A 14,863-nucleotide genomic window follows, 5' to 3' on the forward strand; every position below is an offset into this window, starting at 1 on the left:
AACTTGTTGGAAACGCATAGCTACTGAAAGCATGAGGGGGTTCCCGATCGGCGCCGATCGAGACTCTATCACCATCGTAATTCCCTTAATTTTATAAAAATTTGCATCGCGTGTAGCGGAGACCCGTTTTCGATGCCGATCCAGACCCGCCGGGCATATTGAGCCAACCGATCCCGAATGCCAGCACAAGTTCAGCTATGACGGCAACGGCGCGATTTCGGCATCGGCGCTCGGCGGCGCCCCGGCCGACGTGATGATCGACGTTCTCAGCCTAGGCGACGGCAGCCTCGATTATGAGCGCTTCCTGATCGTCGCCGAGCTTGAGGACCGCATTCGCGACGGGACGATCGACCCCGCCAATGTCACGGAGGAAATCGCGTTGTGGAGCGCGATCGACGCCTACGGAAAGCGCAAAGCCTTCGGCCACGTGGCAGTCCGCTATCTTGGGGACGAACCGCTGTAGCGACGCGAAAGCTGCACGAACTTCGAGCCCATGACCGTATTAAAGTGCCGGATTAACCTCACGTAACCGTCAGCTTTCCGCTGTTTGAGTCGAAAGCGGACTGTCAGTCTCTGGTGAATGAACGGAAGCAATCGTGTTTCGGTGCTTCAAAACGGCCGTTCCGCTTTCCACCAACTACAACATGCGAAATCGCCGCATCGAGTCTTCCGATTAGGACATCACAATTGTTGCCATACGCTCGGCGTTGACGGGGAAAACGTGCATTTCCGGCGGGAAGTAGCAATACCGCACACGCGCCGTTACTGCGACGCGGTGAACGCCGGGGGTCAGGCCACCGGTTTTTAATACCAGCACCGATGCCCATTCGAACATGCCCCAACGCTTGTCGACCGCCTCGCGTAGTTCGGCCAGGCCGTATACTTCGTCGCGGATGCGCAGGCGATTTTGCTCGTACGGGAATTTCTCACCATCGACGGTGACGTCGACGCCATCGAACAATGACAATCTCGTGCCATGGTAATTGGGTATCCGCAGCCGGACTTCGAAGCCATCGCGTGCACCGACCTGCCCGAAATTGCGAAATCCGGTGCTTTGGATCAAGCTGCGTTCAAGCATATGCGTCCTCATTCAAGATTAGCTGTGACAACAATGGGACGTCATGCATCCGAGTCGACGGCTTTCCGAAATAGCGCCTGCTGACGACGAACCTGCTCAATCGCGAGCCAGGGCTTGCGGAGCCCTTCATACTCGCTCGACAGATAACCCGAATAGCCAGCTCGCTGTAAAGCGGGGATGACCTTAGCCCACGGGATGTTCTGATCTTCGAGATTATCGTCAATCTCGTGAAACTTCGCCTGCACGAAAACAATATATTTCGCGATTGGAAGCAGATCGTCCGGATCAACCCGAATACCATTCAGGAAATCGAGACGCTCCCGCATTTCCGGCGTAATCTCATGCTGCCCCCAATGTTTCAGTGGCCGATCCTGAAAAATGCCGGTGTCGATCAACAAGCCGAAATTTTTGGTCCCGGTTCGTTCGATAAACTCGATATAGCCATCCACAACCGGATGTCGGATCGGGGTCGGCGCGTGAATCTCCGGGCATATGACGATGTCATACTTATGCGCCAGATCGAGCACCCGTTCGACCGCGCTCGACCAATTTGGATCTGGATCGAGTTCTTCGGAAGTCACGCCGAACTTTGGTCGTAGAAATTTGAAGCCCAATCGATGCGCAAGGTCCAAATCGCGTCGAAGTTCGATTGCGCTTTCTTCCGCCGTCAGGTTGCGCGATAAGGTAATCCGGTTGTCGACCCAGGTGCACATATTCGTGGGTTCGAGGGCATGTTTATCGAGCAACCGGAACCAGTTGTCCAACCAGGCGGAGCTTGGATTTGGATACCCCTCCACATGCGCCTCGCCGAGAATTTCCACACCCGTCGCACCAGTGTCTGCGACGTGATCGAACATATCGTCCAGCCCCATCACAGTGCCATAGTCATCCGTGTAGCTATAGAGCGACACGCCATATTTAAATGTCTTCGGCACAGGCTATATTCCTATAATCAGCGCCACCGCCACAACTAGGGGGCGGTGGCGTAACACTTTATCTAATCGGTGATTAGCAGGTTTGCAAGGCCTGGCATTGAACGGATCTAAGGTTCCTGCGCACGGCTTTATCCAGCGTCGCGAAGGGCACGGCCTTTGCGAGAGACACTTGCACAAATCATTGAGCGGTGATTAGATCTGCTTTCGCTGCTGTAACCGTCCATGAGGTGGCATGTGCAAACAAGCCCGAAACACTGATCGGCACGTCGGCACTGATCCCGCATCGTCTTCATCTGAAGCTCGCATTCCGATCAGCACAGAGCCCCCAAAAGCCATTGGCGGCGGTCGGCTCGCCGGCAAGACTTGCTTCGTCACGGGGGGTGCGCAAGGTATAGGTCGCGCCATTGTCGAACGCTTCGGCGCAAAGGGCGCGGAAGTGATCGCCGCAGATCACAAGTTCGACCATGCCCCGCCCTTCGATGCCGGGGTCCATCGTCTTGTTTTAGACGTGACTACGAGAGCGCGGTCGCGCGCGCGGCGTCGCTCTGGTCGCAGACCACTGTGCTGGTGAATTGCGTAAGCATAGTCTCAAATGGCACAATACTGGACTCCGCGCCCGCCGAGTTTGACAGAAGCTATACCGTCAACACACGGTCGATGGTCCTGACGATCCGTGCATTCCTGCCGGCCATGCTGGCTCGCAAAGAAGGTTCGATTATTAGTATCGCATCGGTGGTATAATCCGTGATGGCCGCACAAAACCGCTGCGCTTATGCCACGAGTAAAGCGGCGGTGATCGGACGGAACATGGCGGTCGCCAAAGACTTCATCGCCGACGGCATCCGCTGCAACGCGATCAGCCCTGGCACGGTCGAAAGTCCCTCGCTTGGCGATCGCTTCGCCGCGACCGGCGATGCGGACGCCGCTCGCGCGGCGTTTATGGCACGGCAACCGACCGGCCGACTGGGGCAACCGGCTGAGATTGCGGCGGCCGCACTGTTGCTTGCGTCGGCCGAGGCGGCTTTCATGACCGGTACAAAGGTTATTCTCGACGGCGGCATGCCTGTAACCCTTCCAATTGCCCGATCCGGGTAGAAAACAGGCGCCAATCTGAATGGTCATTGATCGCTCGCACCGAATTCGCTTTTAGCGCGCTGACGTGCCGCTAGTCTGGTGGGCCACCGGGAAAAGATACATGGCGAATTCAAAACCCTATCACCGCGAGGATCTGCGCGAGGAGCTTCTGGAGGCCGGCCGCGCTTATATCGCGCTGCACGGACACAACGGTTTGTCGATCCGAACGCTGGCCCAGCAGGTCGGTGTGTCCCCCGGCGCACCCTATCATCATTTTCCCGATCGTCGGCAATTTCTGCTCGCGCTGGCGATCGAGGGGTTCAAGGATCTCATTGCTGCGAGTGCGGACGTGCTGGCCGCGCCGCTGCCCAGCGACAAGAAACTGTTGGCCATGGGCATGCAGTTCATCGACTTCGCCGACAGCAATCCGCGATTGCTCGATCTCATGTACGAAAGCGAGCTGACCGCTCCGACACTCGACCCTGAGCTTTTGCGCTATCAGATCGTCGGCCACGATGCGCTCAACATTCCGATCGCGAGCAGTCGGCCAGATCTCGCCGAAGACGAGATCGAGCTTCGCAACCTGGTTTTCTGGTCGACGATCTACGGCTTCGCCTCGATGCGCCGCAAAGGCATCATCCACGCACGCGAGGATGAGGTGACAGATCAGAACTTCGCGGTCGCGGCGGTTTTGCGCAAAGCGGTCGAATCGGCTCTGGCCCCTTGATCGGCTGGGCCGGCGTTATCGATCAAAGCGGCCTGATACGGACATTGCGGAACAGGATTTCAGCACATTCGATCTGCAACAGGATACGGCCGCGCGTCAGCGGAACATATTTCCCGTTCGAACGCGCTTCCATGTCGAACAGCGTGTTGACGATGCGGCCGTTGACGATGTGAGCCGCCTTTTGTCCCGTTGCGATTAATTCCACGGTGTTCCAGTCGGTCAGCGATGCGAAATCGCCATCCGCTTTCAAATTCTGCCGCAGCGAACCGCCTGCGTCGACCTGCGGCCCGTAGACGTGATAACCCGGCGGATTGTCCGGCCACGATGGCAGACCGCCGAGTGAAATCCCGCCGACAGCCCGATGATTGATCGGCAGGGCATCGCCGGTGTTCCGTTCCATGATCTGATATTCAATACAGTCCGGCCACAACAGATCCGCTCCGGTCGGCGTGTGGTAAAGGATGCCGCTGTCGCGCTTCCAGTTGGGACGCGGTTCATAGCGCCGGGTGCCCCATTTATACTCGAGCGAGAGGTGGTAGTCGCCATATTCCTGTGCGGTCGCGAGATACCCCATGCCGGCGGCGGGCGGACCCCGATAACTCGGGCCAAGAATGTGCAGCATGCCGTCGTGGATATCGATGACATGATCGCGATCGAACGCGCCATTGCCATCCTGAAAAAACGTCCAGCCCGACAGATCACGACCGTTGAATAGCGGCCGCCAACCCTGCGCATCCGGGGTTTCAGCGATGCGGCCAACCGCCTGAGCCGCCATCCCAAGCGGTGCCATCATCGCACCGCTCGCGGCAATGAGACCAAGCGCCTCGCGTCTCGTCGATTCCATAACCGATCCCTCCTAGCGCCGTTCGCCTTCCGCATGTCATCGCCACGACGCGCTCCTCTCTGCGGATTACCGTGAATCTCATTCTCAACATTCCTATTGGGTTTGCCGAGCTTTCAATCTAAGTGGTGATTAGTTTGGCAGTCTCGTGCTGTCAAACTGTGAAACGCAGCGACTTGCGAGCCGCATTTAGATAAGCAGCGCGCTACGTGTCGCGCCGGAGAGGACCGATGATCGCAACCGCCCGATACCGCGCTATGCTGACCCGAGCCGCATTGCTTGCCACCGCACTGACGTTGCTGCCTGCTGCCGAGCGCGCGCCTGGAGGCGATACGGCTAACGCACCGGCGGCCACGAAGCGCCTGACGCTGGAGGAGCAATTTCAAGATCCGCCGGCATCGGCACGGCCCCGCGTATGGTGGCACTGGATGAACGGCAACATCACGCAGGATGGCATCGCCAAAGATCTTGCGTGGATGAAACGCGTCGGTATCGGCGGCGCGCAGAGCTTCGATATCAATCTCGCCACGCCCCAGATCGTCGATCATCGGCTCGTCTATATGAGCCCCGCTTGGAAAGCGGCGTTCCGCTTCGCCGCTAGCGATGCCTCCCAACTCGGCCTGGAACTTGCGATCGCATCTTCGCCGGGCTGGTCGGAAACCGGCGGCCCATGGGTAGCCCCGGCGGACGGCATGAAAAAGCTCGTCTGGAGCGAGACGATGATACCCGGAGCGAAACCGTTCACAGGCTCGCTCAAGCACCCACCGGCAGTGGCAGGGCCCTTCCAGGGCATCCCACGCCAGCCGGACCTCTCGGACCTTCTCGCCGGGACGACACCAAAGCATATCGACGATTTCTATCGCGACGTCGCGGTGTTCGCGGTGCCTGAGACAGTCGTCGACAAGACCGTAACGGCGCGCGTGCGCGATGGGCTTGGTGCCTCGATCGACATCGCATCGCTTACTGACGCCGACCAGCAAACCGGCTACACGGTCGCCGCCCCCAAGCCGGACCAACCCCGCATTCTGCAGTTCGATTATCCCGCTGGGCAGACGCTGCGCTCGGCGCGGATTTTCCTGCCCGGTGCCGCGATTCCGCTGATCGGCGCGCTGTTCACCGCCCGGCTCGAGGCGAGCGCGGACGGTACGGCATGGCGCAAGGTGACGGACATGCCGCTGGATGAGGTTCCAACGACGGTAAGCTTCCCGGCGGTGACCGCGCCGCACTTCCGTGTGGTGATCGGCACCGCACCAACGCCCGCGCCGGCCGCCACCGGGCCCGACATCGGGCTGGCAACCGGCAGCGTGTTCGGCAAGATGCTTGGCGGCCAGTTCGCAAAGCCGGTTACAGTGGGGGATATCCGCCTGTCACCCGAACCGCGTATCGACCGGTTCGAGACGAAAGCCGGATTCTCGATCGCGCGCGATTACTATGCGCTTGGCGCGCCCGGCGATGACGCGACCGGTGCCCCACCTGAAGCGACGATCGATCTTACCGGCCGGATGCGCCCCGACGGCACGCTTGACTGGACGCCGCCACCGGGCCGCTGGCGGATCATCCGGCTCGGCTATTCGCTGCTGGGAACGACCAACCACCCCGCGACCGACGAGGCGACCGGGCTGGAGGTCGACAAGTTCGATCGCACCGCCGTCCGCGCGTATCTCGATCATTACCTCGGTATGTACCGCGCGGTTACCGGGCCGGATCTGCTGGGGGCGGCCGGCGTGCGCACGATGGTGACGGACTCGATCGAGGTCGGCGCAAGCAACTGGACGCCCAAGCTCATCGAGCAGTTCAAGAAGCTGCGCGGCTATGATCCGACGCCGTGGCTGCCGACGCTCACCGGTGTGCTGATCGGCACGCGCGAACAATCGGACCGCTTCCTGTACGACTATCGTCGCACGCTGGCCGACCTGATCTCGAGTGAGCATTACGGCACGGTGACCGACGTCGCACATCAGTCCGGCCTTAGCCTTTACGGCGAAGCGCTGGAGAGCAACCGACCGACGCTTGGCGATGATATGGCAATGCGCCGCCATGCCGATGTGCCCATGGGGGCAATGTGGGCGTTCGGGCGCCGCCAAGCCCCCTCCCCAAATTACGTCGCCGATATCAAGGGCGCGGCATCGGTCGCGCATCTGTACGGACAAAATATCGTCGGCGCGGAATCGATGACGGCGGCGGACGCGCCTTGGGCGTTCGGCCCAGCCGATCTGAAACGCGTGATCGACCTCGAATTCGCGCTGGGCGTCAACCGCCCCGTCATCCACACATCGGTCCACGCGCCGGTTGACGACAAGCTTCCAGGATTGTCGCTTGGCGGGATCGGCCAGTTCTTCAACCGGCAGGAGAGCTGGGCTGAGCTTGCACGTCCCTGGGTCGACTATATCGCACGCAACGCATTCCTGTTGCAGCAAGGTCGGAACGTCGCCGATGTCGGCTTCATTTATGGCGAGGAAGGCCCGCTGACCGCGCTGTACGGCGAGACCGGCATACGCGGCGCTCCGACCGCGAACGGCTATGATTTCATCGATTCCGCCACGCTGTTGAACGCGCTGCGCAACGACGGCGACGCCGTCGTATCGCCCGGCGGCGCGCGGTATCGCCTGCTGTATCTCGCCGGATCATCCGATCGAATGACACTTGCCACGCTTCGCAAGCTTGCCGCTCTGGTCGAAGGCGGCGCAACGGTCGCCGGCTTAAAGCCAAGCGGTAGCCCATCCTTGGGTGAGGCGACGAAAGAATATACCGCACTCTCGTCGAAACTGTGGCCCGGTGGGGCCGAAGCGCGGATCGGCAAGGGCCGGATGCTCGCGACCCGCGATATCGATACCGCGCTGCGTGAGGCTGATATCCGCCCTGACTTCACGTTTACGGGCGCAAGCCGGGCGGCGTTGATCCCCTTCGTGCACCGCCAGCTCGCCGATGGCGACAGCTATTATCTGGTCAACCGGCGCGACCAGCCCGAGACGATCGAGGCCCATTTCCGCGTCGTCGGCAAGGCCCCGCAGATCTGGCATGCCGAGACCGGCCGGTCTGAACCGGTCAGCTACCGGATCGAGCATGGTGAGACGATCGTCCCGCTCACGATGGCAGGTGAGGATTCGTTCCATGTCGTGTTTCGCACGCCCGCGATAGCGGCGGTTCACGACGAGCGTGTAACCCAGCCGGTTCGCGTCGTCGCCCTCTATCGCGACTGGATGGTCGCGTTCCAGCCGGGACGAGGTGCGCCTGCGCGCGCGCACTTCCAGACGCTCGCGCCGCTCGATAGCAATACCGATCCAGGCATTCGCTATTTCTCTGGCGTCGCGACCTACACCCATCGGTTCACCACCCCGCGTGACTGGAAGCCCGGACAGAAACTGCTGCTCGACCTCGGCGAGGCGAAGGAGATTGCCGAGGTACGGGTCAACGGCAAGCTCGCCGGTTATGCATGGCACGCGCCATACCAGGTCGACATTGCCGCGGTAACGAGAGCGGGTGTAAATCATCTCGAAGTCCGCGTCGCCAATCTGTGGGTGAATCGCTTGATTGGCGATCAGCAGCCGGGCGCGACTAAGGTCACATGGACCGGGAGCGCGACGTACCGCGCGGATGCACCGCTACGGCGGTCCGGGTTGATCGGCCCGGTCACATTGCGGCGATGATGGCGGGTCATGCTTCGAGATACGCCTCGTTCGTTGTGGCGCGGCGCCTCCGTAGGGCATGAGGTGTATGCGATGCGTAGGACGCGATGAATACCCTCAGGCGAAAGGTAACGGGACGCCGTGTAGCGACCGGGGGTTAGACCGAAGGTGATCGGACTCGCTCCCTCGTGCTGGTTCAGAAGTGGAAACCGGTGCGAATGCTGTAGGGGCGCGGGGCCATCCATTGATAAGCGTTGATGAGAATACATTACGTTTTACGCCCAGAAATGCTTTCTCGATGTCCCGCTAATGGTTGGATTAAACACGTTGGTGGGATCGAGTTGGCGATAATGTGCCGACAAGGCGGGTTTTGCAAAATAGATGTGTCAAACGTTATGCTCTGCGGGATATTCCGCCCCGCGTATGTCGAGCAACGCGAGCATGTCTCGCTTCACTGTGGCAGCATCGCTACCCAATTTTAAACATAGTCCTGATGCAGGACGTGGCAGAAGAGATAGCCATAGTAGAGGGGCAGATGTTTCCGCAAGACATGAAGGTTCAGTGGTCGCGCAAGCTGCGGGACGCTCATCCGGTCGGCACTCGCTTTCGCATCCGCGTTTTCGAGGAAACGGGTGAACCACCTCGATATCGCTGTGGATCGGTAGCCAAGGTGGCCGAACGGAAGTTCGGGGAACAGGTTGGTCTCACCACACAGGCGTTGCGAGGCCGCGAACGCCAGAAAGCCGCAGCGGATCAGTTCATCGTGGACGGGCACGACCCGTTCGCTCGCGTTCGTCTTCACGCGCTTCTCGTCCCCGGTAAGACTGACGCCCGAGGTCACGTTAAAGCAGGCAACCCCGTCCATCTCTCGAATGTCGGATACCTCAAGCTGGCAAATCTCGTTGAGTCGTAGGCCGCTGAACAGCGCGATCAGCGGCACCCAGAATCGAGCGCGGCGCGGTCGCTGATCGCCGGGGATTGCGTAGCCATTCGCGTCGTCGCGACATCCGGTGTAGATCGGCGCATCGAAGATGCGGCGAAGCTGCTCGGTTGAGAACGGATTGCGCTTATCGCGCTTCTTCACCGGGTCGGGGAGCTTGAGCCCCTTGAGCGGATTGCGATCGAGATACCCCTCGTTGATCGCCCAGTTCATTACCCCGCCGAACCGATTGACGTAGGCGTTGAGGTTCGCGGTGCTGATGAGGCGGGCCTCGCCACTCGCCTTGGCGGCAGCGACCACCTCCTTGATCGTCATGTCAGGGAAGCGTTGATGCGCGCTCTTCGGCATCTCGCGGAGCAACGCCACAGAGTCGCAGCATCCCTCGCGCGTGATATCGGTGAGCGCTGTCTGCTCACCGAACACCTCGATCACCCATTTTCGGGTTGTCGCGTGGGCGATCAGGGTCCGTTTGCTCCATTGGTGCTTCGGGTCGGCGATGAAACGATCGTAGACATCGCCAATCGTGCGCCTGTTCGATGGCGGGGGCGGCGCTGGCGGTTGCGGAGCAGCCGGAACCCATGGCAACAAAATAGGCGGGCCGTTCAGCGTGGTGACGATCAAGGCCGGATCGGCCAGCCTGCCGATCGAGGCCCGCGCCTTCTCGAACTCGCTCTCCACATCTGCCGCGATCCTATGGATGCGCCGAAGCGCCATCGCGTAGCTGTCAGTATCGAGTGAGCGCCATACCTCGCGCCCTTCCCAGACCGTCAGGAGATCGGTCGGCACCCGTCGTCTGTAATGGAAGATGCCGCGCTTCGAACACAGGCCAATCGGTCGATTGTGTAGACGCCCTGACGACGATTTCCCGAGCATTTACGAGGGCTTGGAGCACCACGAGCGGCATCATTGTGTAGACGCTTGGTGGAGACGATCTTGGTGCTGAACCGTAATTTCGACGGTTTTGTGAGGACTTCCAATGGCTTGGAAGTCGCTGGAGCGGGCGAAGGGATTCGAACCCTCGACCCCAACCTTGGCAAGGTTGTGCTCTACCCCTGAGCTACGCCCGCTCTGGCGATCTGCCTTCCGAACGCTGCCGGAAGGCGGGGTGAGGCGCGGCTATTAGCTGCGCTGTTCGGGGCTGGCAACCCCCATATTCACGTTCTCGTCGATCTTTGTGAAAAGCCTTGGCTTGTTCGCCCAAGCGCCCACATAAGGCACCACACAATCGAGCATTGGAGCGCGACTTGGCTACCCTGGGATTGAACGCCGCCGAACGCGAGGCCGTCGAGAGCTTCCGCCGCGACGTGGTCGAACCATCGATGACGAGCCTCGTCATTATCGATTTCTGGGCGGAATGGTGCGGACCGTGCAAGGCGCTGACGCCGTTGCTGGAAAAGGTCGCGGCGGCCTATGCCGACAAGGGCGTGGTGCTGGCCAAGGTCGATACCGACAAGAACCAATTCATCGCCGCGCAATTCCAGATCAAGTCGATCCCGACCGTCTATGCGATGTTCCAGGGGCAGCTTGTCGCCGATCTCACCCCGGCGCGCACCGAATCGCAACTGCGCACGATGCTCGACCAGATCCTCAAGCAGTTACCGATCGAAAGCGAAGGTGCCGCGCTGGAGGCTGAGATCGAGCCGATGATCGCGATGGGCGAGCAGGTGCTGGCCGACGGCGATGCCGAGCAGGCGGTCGATATCTTTCGCCAGATCGCGGAACTCGCGCCGGACAACGCCGCCGTTCATGCCGGGTTCGTGCGTGCGCTGGTCGCGAGCGGCGATCTCGACGCAGCCGACGCGCATCTGGCGCTGATCCCGGCGGAGATCGCCAAGCTTCCCGAGATCGAGCGGGCCCGGGCGGCGCTCACACTTGCGCGGGATGCCAAGCCGGTCGACGATCTCGCGGGCCTTGCCGCCGAAGTCGCCGCCAATCCGCACGACATGGACAAGCGCTTCGCGCTCGCCGGCGGGCAGATGGCGTCGGGCGACCGCGAGGCCGCCGCCGCCACGCTGCTGGCGATGATCGCCGAGGACAAGGCGTGGAACGAAGCGGCCGCGCGCACGCAGTTGCTCAAGCTATTCGAGGTGGTCGGGCTCGAAGACCCGTGGGTGTCGGCGCAGCGTCGCAAGCTTTCCGCGATCCTGTTCGGATGAGCGAAGCCGCGAAAACCACACGGCTTTCGATCTTCCCGCTGCCGGGCGCGTTGCTGTTCCCGCGCATGCATCTGCCGCTGCACATCTTCGAGCCGCGCTACCGGGCGATGGTGTCCGATGCGATGGCGCGCGACCGGCGCATCGGCATGATCCAGCCGCGCACGGGCAAGATCACCCGCAAGGACAGCCCACCGCTGTTCGAGATCGGCTGCGTCGGCAAGATCGGCGAGTTCGAGGCGGGCGAGGATGGCCGCTACAATCTGGTGCTGGAAGGCGTCGCGCTGTTCCGCATCGTCCGCGAACTGGACGTAACCACGCCGTTCCGGCAGGTCGAGGCGGAACTGCTGCCTCTGGCGGACGAGCCCGAGATGCTGTCGCTGTCGCGCCGTTCGCTGCTGGAAACCGAATCGCGCGCGTTTGCGGATGCGCAGGGTTATGCGGTCGATTGGGATGCGGTGACGCGGCTCGACGACGAGGCGCTGGTCAACGGCATCGCCCAGATCGCGCCGTTCGACGTTGCCGCGAAACAGGCGTTGCTCGAATCGCCCGATATCGAGGATCGCGCCGAACTCATCATCCAGTTGATGCAGTTCTTCGGTCGCCATGACGGCGAAGATTCGGTGACGCTGCAATAACGTTCCGGATGCGGGGCGGTGGCGAACCACGCGCCCCGTGACCGGTCAGGCCTTCTTGCGGCCGCGCTTGGGGGCGGCGGCAGCCTCGGCGTCGTGTTCCTCGTCCGGCTGGTCTTCGCCGGCTTCGGTCAGCGCCTCGCCAAGCGCCTTCAGCTTCTCCTGATTGGTCTCGGCCTTGTCGGCGATCTTGGTCGTCGCGGCACCAAGCCGGTGGAGCAGCGCATGCACGCGATCAGCATCCGGTGCGTCCTTCTCCAACTGCTTGCGCAGCGATCCCAGATCCCGAAGGATGCCCTTCGCGCCGGTCGTGTCGATATCCGCCAGCGCGGCTTCCCAATCCTCGATCATGTCGGCGCCCTTGGCGGCCTTGGTCGTTTCCAAACCGCGATTGATCGCGTTCATCGTCCCGGCGAATTTCACGGCCATGCTGTATCCTTTCAGGCAACCGGCAAACACCGGCGGCCGTCAAACGGGACATAACGTGGAAAGCCGCACCGTCGGCGCTGCTAAAGCGGCAGAACGTGCCGTAAGCGGCACGTTGCGCTGGCGATTGATCCAGATCAGCGGTGCATCACACCCGCATCGGCATCAGCACGTACAGCGCGGCGGCCTTGTCGTTCTCGCGGATCAACGTCGGCGCGGCAGCGTCGGCGAGATGCACCTCGACCGTGTCGCCGTCCAACTGGCCGAGGATGTCGAGGAGGTAGCGGCTGTTGAAGCCGATCTCGAACGGCAGCGAGACATATTCGCCCGGCACTTCCTCGGCGGCGGTGCCGTTGTCGGGGCTGGTGACCGACAGGATGATCTTGTCGCGATCGAGCGCCATCTTCACCGCGCGCGTCTTCTCGGTGGCGATCGTCGACACGCGGTCGACGCCTTCCTCGAAGCTGCGCGGATCAATCTTGAGGATCTTGTCGTTGCCGGTCGGAATGACGCGGCTGTAGTCCGGAAAGGTGCCGTCGATCAGCTTCGACGTCAGCAGCGCATGGCCGAGATCGAAACGGATCTTGGTCGAGGACAGCGACACGCCGACCTGCGCATCGACCTCGTCGAGCAGCTTGCGCAGTTCGGCGATGCATTTGCGCGGCACGATCACGTCGGGCATCGCCTCCGCGCCTTCCGGCCGTGGCATCGTCACGCGGGCGAGGCGGTGGCCGTCGGTCGCGGCGGCTTTCAGCACCGGCTGCGGATCGGCCGAGACGTGCAGGAAAATGCCGTTGAGGTAATAGCGCGTCTCTTCGGTCGAGATCGCGAAGCGCGTCTTGTCGATGATCTGTTTGAGCGTTTCCGCCGGCAGCTCGAACGTGACGGGCAACTCGCCCTCCGCGATCACCGGGAAGTCGTCGCGCGGCAGTGTGCCGAGCTGGAAACGCGCGCGCCCCGCCACGATGGTCAGCTTGCCATCGGCGGCGGCGAGGCTAACCTGCGCGCCCTCGGGCAGTTTGCGCGCGATATCGAACAAGGTGTGTGCCGAGACGGTGGTCGCGCCGGGCTGATCGACCGCTGCCGCAATCGTCTCGTTGATCTGGAGGTCGAGATCGGTCGCCATCAGCTTGAGGCCGCCCTCCGCCGTCGCCTCGATCAGCACATTGGAAAGGATCGGGATGGTGTTGCGCCGCTCCACCACCGATTGCACATGGCTGAGGCCCTTCAGGAGGGTCGCGCGTTCGATCGTCGCCTTCATCTCAATCCCCCGGGCCATCAGCCCACTTATCGTCCCGCCCGGCGTTAAAAGCCGTGGGTTAATGCGCCGTTTCCATCCTTAGGGTCCAAACCCCATCACGGCAACGGTCGTGATCGCCCGGAGAAGGCTGCTGGCAAGGAGCGCGGCGCAGACGCGTGGCACAAGCCACGCGCAAGTCAGCGACGTAGCCAGCAGCCTTCTCCGGGCGACCGCGAAGCGGCGGGCGGCTTTTGTCGCACAGCGGCGTCGCGCGTCGGTCACGACGGAAAGCCATCGCGCCCTCCTTGCTCCTACCTGTGCGTCAAAAGCCGCTCCGTCCCGACCATTGCCGTGATGGGGTTTAGACCCTCACGCGAAAAGGGGCCGGAGCAAGCGCTCCGACCCCTCCCCTCGCCCGATTCGGACGCTTAGAAGCGGTAGCCGACGCCCACCGCGATCTGGTGGCGATCGGTGTCGACATCGAAGTTGTTGGTGTTGGCGCCGTTGCGATACTCCAGGCGCGCATCGCCGTAGTTCGAATAGCGATACTCGATCTTGGCGTAGGTGTTGGGGCTGATCGCCTCCTCGATGCCGGCGCCGACGCGGTAGCCGTCGAGGTTGTAGTGCGCGCCGGTCTCGGTCACGCCGTCGCTGGCGGTCAGGTCGAGCCGCCCGTTGGTGTAGCCGCCTTTGGCATAGACGAGCGTGGTCGGCGACACCTTGTAGCCGATGCGCGCGCCGGCATAGAGGTCACGTCCCTGCTTGACGCGGCCATAGCCGAGTGCGGCGGCGCTGTACGGTGCGTTGGTGACCTTGCCGGTCGAGCCGGTGATCTCGCCCTCAACGCCGATCACGATGTTGCCGAGATCCTTGTCGTAGCCGATATCGCCACCGTAGAGCAGGCCATCCGCCTTGCGATCGCTGTCGATATCCGAGTCCGGGCCACGACCGGGCTGGAGCTTGTCGTAGCCGAGCAGCACGCCGACGCGCGGCCCATTGAACGCGGTGCCGGAAACGGGGGCGGGCGGCGGGCCGTCTTGCGCCATCACGGGTGCGGCGACGCCCAGGCCGAGCGCGGCGGTGGCGGCGGTGACAAGAAACTTCTGCATGATACTCACTCCATTACACATTTCCGCAACTACCGGGCAGCATCCGGGGCGGGGAATGCTCAAATAGGTGAGCGGATCG

At 61.9% G+C, this 14,863-nt stretch carries 14 protein-coding genes, 1 tRNA gene and 2 pseudogenes; 7 read left to right on the forward strand and 10 right to left on the reverse strand.

Annotated features, from left to right (window positions below; all coding sequences use genetic code 11):
* Positions 1-253: 253 nt before the first annotated feature.
* Positions 254-463 (forward strand): hypothetical protein, encoded by a 210-nt coding sequence (locus tag L8F97_RS15025; protein ID WP_242151855.1) that lies wholly within the window; start codon positions 254-256, stop codon positions 461-463.
* Between the two features lie 210 nt (positions 464-673).
* Here the strand turns inward: L8F97_RS15025 and L8F97_RS15030 are convergent, their stop codons facing one another.
* From L8F97_RS15030 to L8F97_RS22855, 3 genes are all read right to left on the reverse strand, one after another.
* Positions 674-1,078 (reverse strand): DUF6379 domain-containing protein, encoded by a 405-nt coding sequence (locus L8F97_RS15030; protein WP_242151859.1) that lies wholly within the window; start codon positions 1,076-1,078, stop codon positions 674-676.
* Positions 1,079-1,119: 41 nt separating this feature from the next.
* Positions 1,120-2,013 carry a sugar phosphate isomerase/epimerase family protein gene (locus L8F97_RS15035; protein ID WP_242151862.1) on the reverse strand — a complete coding sequence of 298 codons (894 nt, stop codon included), beginning with the start codon at positions 2,011-2,013 and terminating at the stop codon, positions 1,120-1,122.
* Positions 2,014-2,302: 289 nt separating this feature from the next.
* Positions 2,303-2,479: a hypothetical protein gene (locus L8F97_RS22855; protein ID WP_313932020.1), complete on the reverse strand. Its 177-nt coding sequence runs from the start codon at positions 2,477-2,479 to the stop codon at positions 2,303-2,305.
* Here L8F97_RS22855 and L8F97_RS22860 point away from each other — a divergent pair.
* From L8F97_RS22860 to L8F97_RS15045, 3 genes and pseudogenes are all read left to right on the forward strand, one after another.
* A complete protein-coding gene (locus tag L8F97_RS22860) occupies positions 2,417-2,584 on the forward strand; it encodes a hypothetical protein (RefSeq protein WP_267388564.1) in 168 nt (55 codons plus the stop codon). The genes L8F97_RS22855 and L8F97_RS22860 overlap by 63 nt on opposite strands.
* Positions 2,581-3,108, forward strand: a pseudogene (locus tag L8F97_RS22660) (SDR family oxidoreductase). The gene L8F97_RS22860 and the pseudogene L8F97_RS22660 overlap by 4 nt, the downstream one beginning before the upstream one ends.
* Before the next feature lie 100 nt (positions 3,109-3,208).
* Complete coding sequence (locus tag L8F97_RS15045; protein WP_242151866.1) at positions 3,209-3,814, forward strand: TetR/AcrR family transcriptional regulator; 606 nt, start codon at positions 3,209-3,211, stop codon at positions 3,812-3,814.
* Between the two features lie 22 nt (positions 3,815-3,836).
* On the opposite strand, the gene L8F97_RS15050 is transcribed toward L8F97_RS15045, so the two are convergent.
* Positions 3,837-4,658: a DUF1080 domain-containing protein gene (locus L8F97_RS15050; RefSeq protein WP_242151870.1), complete on the reverse strand. Its 822-nt coding sequence runs from the start codon at positions 4,656-4,658 to the stop codon at positions 3,837-3,839.
* Between the two features lie 227 nt (positions 4,659-4,885).
* Between L8F97_RS15050 and L8F97_RS15055 the strand changes: the two genes are divergently transcribed.
* Positions 4,886-8,302 carry a glycosyl hydrolase gene (locus tag L8F97_RS15055; RefSeq protein WP_242151875.1) on the forward strand — a complete coding sequence of 1,139 codons (3,417 nt, stop codon included), beginning with the start codon at positions 4,886-4,888 and terminating at the stop codon, positions 8,300-8,302.
* A 254-nt stretch (positions 8,303-8,556) separates the two neighbouring features.
* Here L8F97_RS15055 and L8F97_RS15060 read toward each other — a convergent pair.
* The 3 genes and pseudogenes from L8F97_RS15060 to L8F97_RS15070 form a co-directional block, all read right to left on the reverse strand.
* A pseudogene (locus tag L8F97_RS15060) lies at positions 8,557-8,724 on the reverse strand (hypothetical protein).
* Between the two features lie 35 nt (positions 8,725-8,759).
* Positions 8,760-10,094 carry a DUF6538 domain-containing protein gene (locus L8F97_RS15065; protein ID WP_313932008.1) on the reverse strand — a complete coding sequence of 445 codons (1,335 nt, stop codon included), beginning with the start codon at positions 10,092-10,094 and terminating at the stop codon, positions 8,760-8,762.
* Positions 10,095-10,213: 119 nt separating this feature from the next.
* Positions 10,214-10,288 (reverse strand) — tRNA-Gly (locus tag L8F97_RS15070).
* A 192-nt stretch (positions 10,289-10,480) separates the two neighbouring features.
* Here L8F97_RS15070 and L8F97_RS15075 point away from each other — a divergent pair.
* Both L8F97_RS15075 and L8F97_RS15080 read left to right on the forward strand, forming a co-directional pair.
* Positions 10,481-11,377, forward strand: a complete 897-nt coding sequence (locus L8F97_RS15075; protein ID WP_242152318.1) for a tetratricopeptide repeat protein — start codon at positions 10,481-10,483, stop codon at positions 11,375-11,377.
* Positions 11,374-12,012 (forward strand): LON peptidase substrate-binding domain-containing protein, encoded by a 639-nt coding sequence (locus L8F97_RS15080; RefSeq protein WP_242151880.1) that lies wholly within the window; start codon positions 11,374-11,376, stop codon positions 12,010-12,012. Before L8F97_RS15075 ends, L8F97_RS15080 begins: the two co-directional genes overlap by 4 nt.
* A 45-nt stretch (positions 12,013-12,057) precedes the next feature.
* Here the strand turns inward: L8F97_RS15080 and L8F97_RS15085 are convergent, their stop codons facing one another.
* The 3 genes from L8F97_RS15085 to L8F97_RS15095 form a co-directional block, all read right to left on the reverse strand.
* Positions 12,058-12,438: a hypothetical protein gene (locus L8F97_RS15085; RefSeq protein WP_242151882.1), complete on the reverse strand. Its 381-nt coding sequence runs from the start codon at positions 12,436-12,438 to the stop codon at positions 12,058-12,060.
* Positions 12,439-12,583: 145 nt separating this feature from the next.
* Positions 12,584-13,696, reverse strand: a complete 1,113-nt coding sequence (gene dnaN / locus L8F97_RS15090) for a DNA polymerase III subunit beta (protein WP_242152322.1) — start codon at positions 13,694-13,696, stop codon at positions 12,584-12,586.
* A 407-nt stretch (positions 13,697-14,103) separates the two neighbouring features.
* On the reverse strand, positions 14,104-14,784 hold the full coding sequence (locus tag L8F97_RS15095; RefSeq protein ID WP_242151885.1) for an outer membrane protein: 681 nt from the start codon (positions 14,782-14,784) through the stop codon (positions 14,104-14,106).
* Positions 14,785-14,863: the final 79 nt, after the last annotated feature.

This window comes from Sphingomonas sp. BAUL-RG-20F-R05-02, assembly GCF_022662305.1.
GTDB lineage: Bacteria > Pseudomonadota > Alphaproteobacteria > Sphingomonadales > Sphingomonadaceae > Sphingomonas.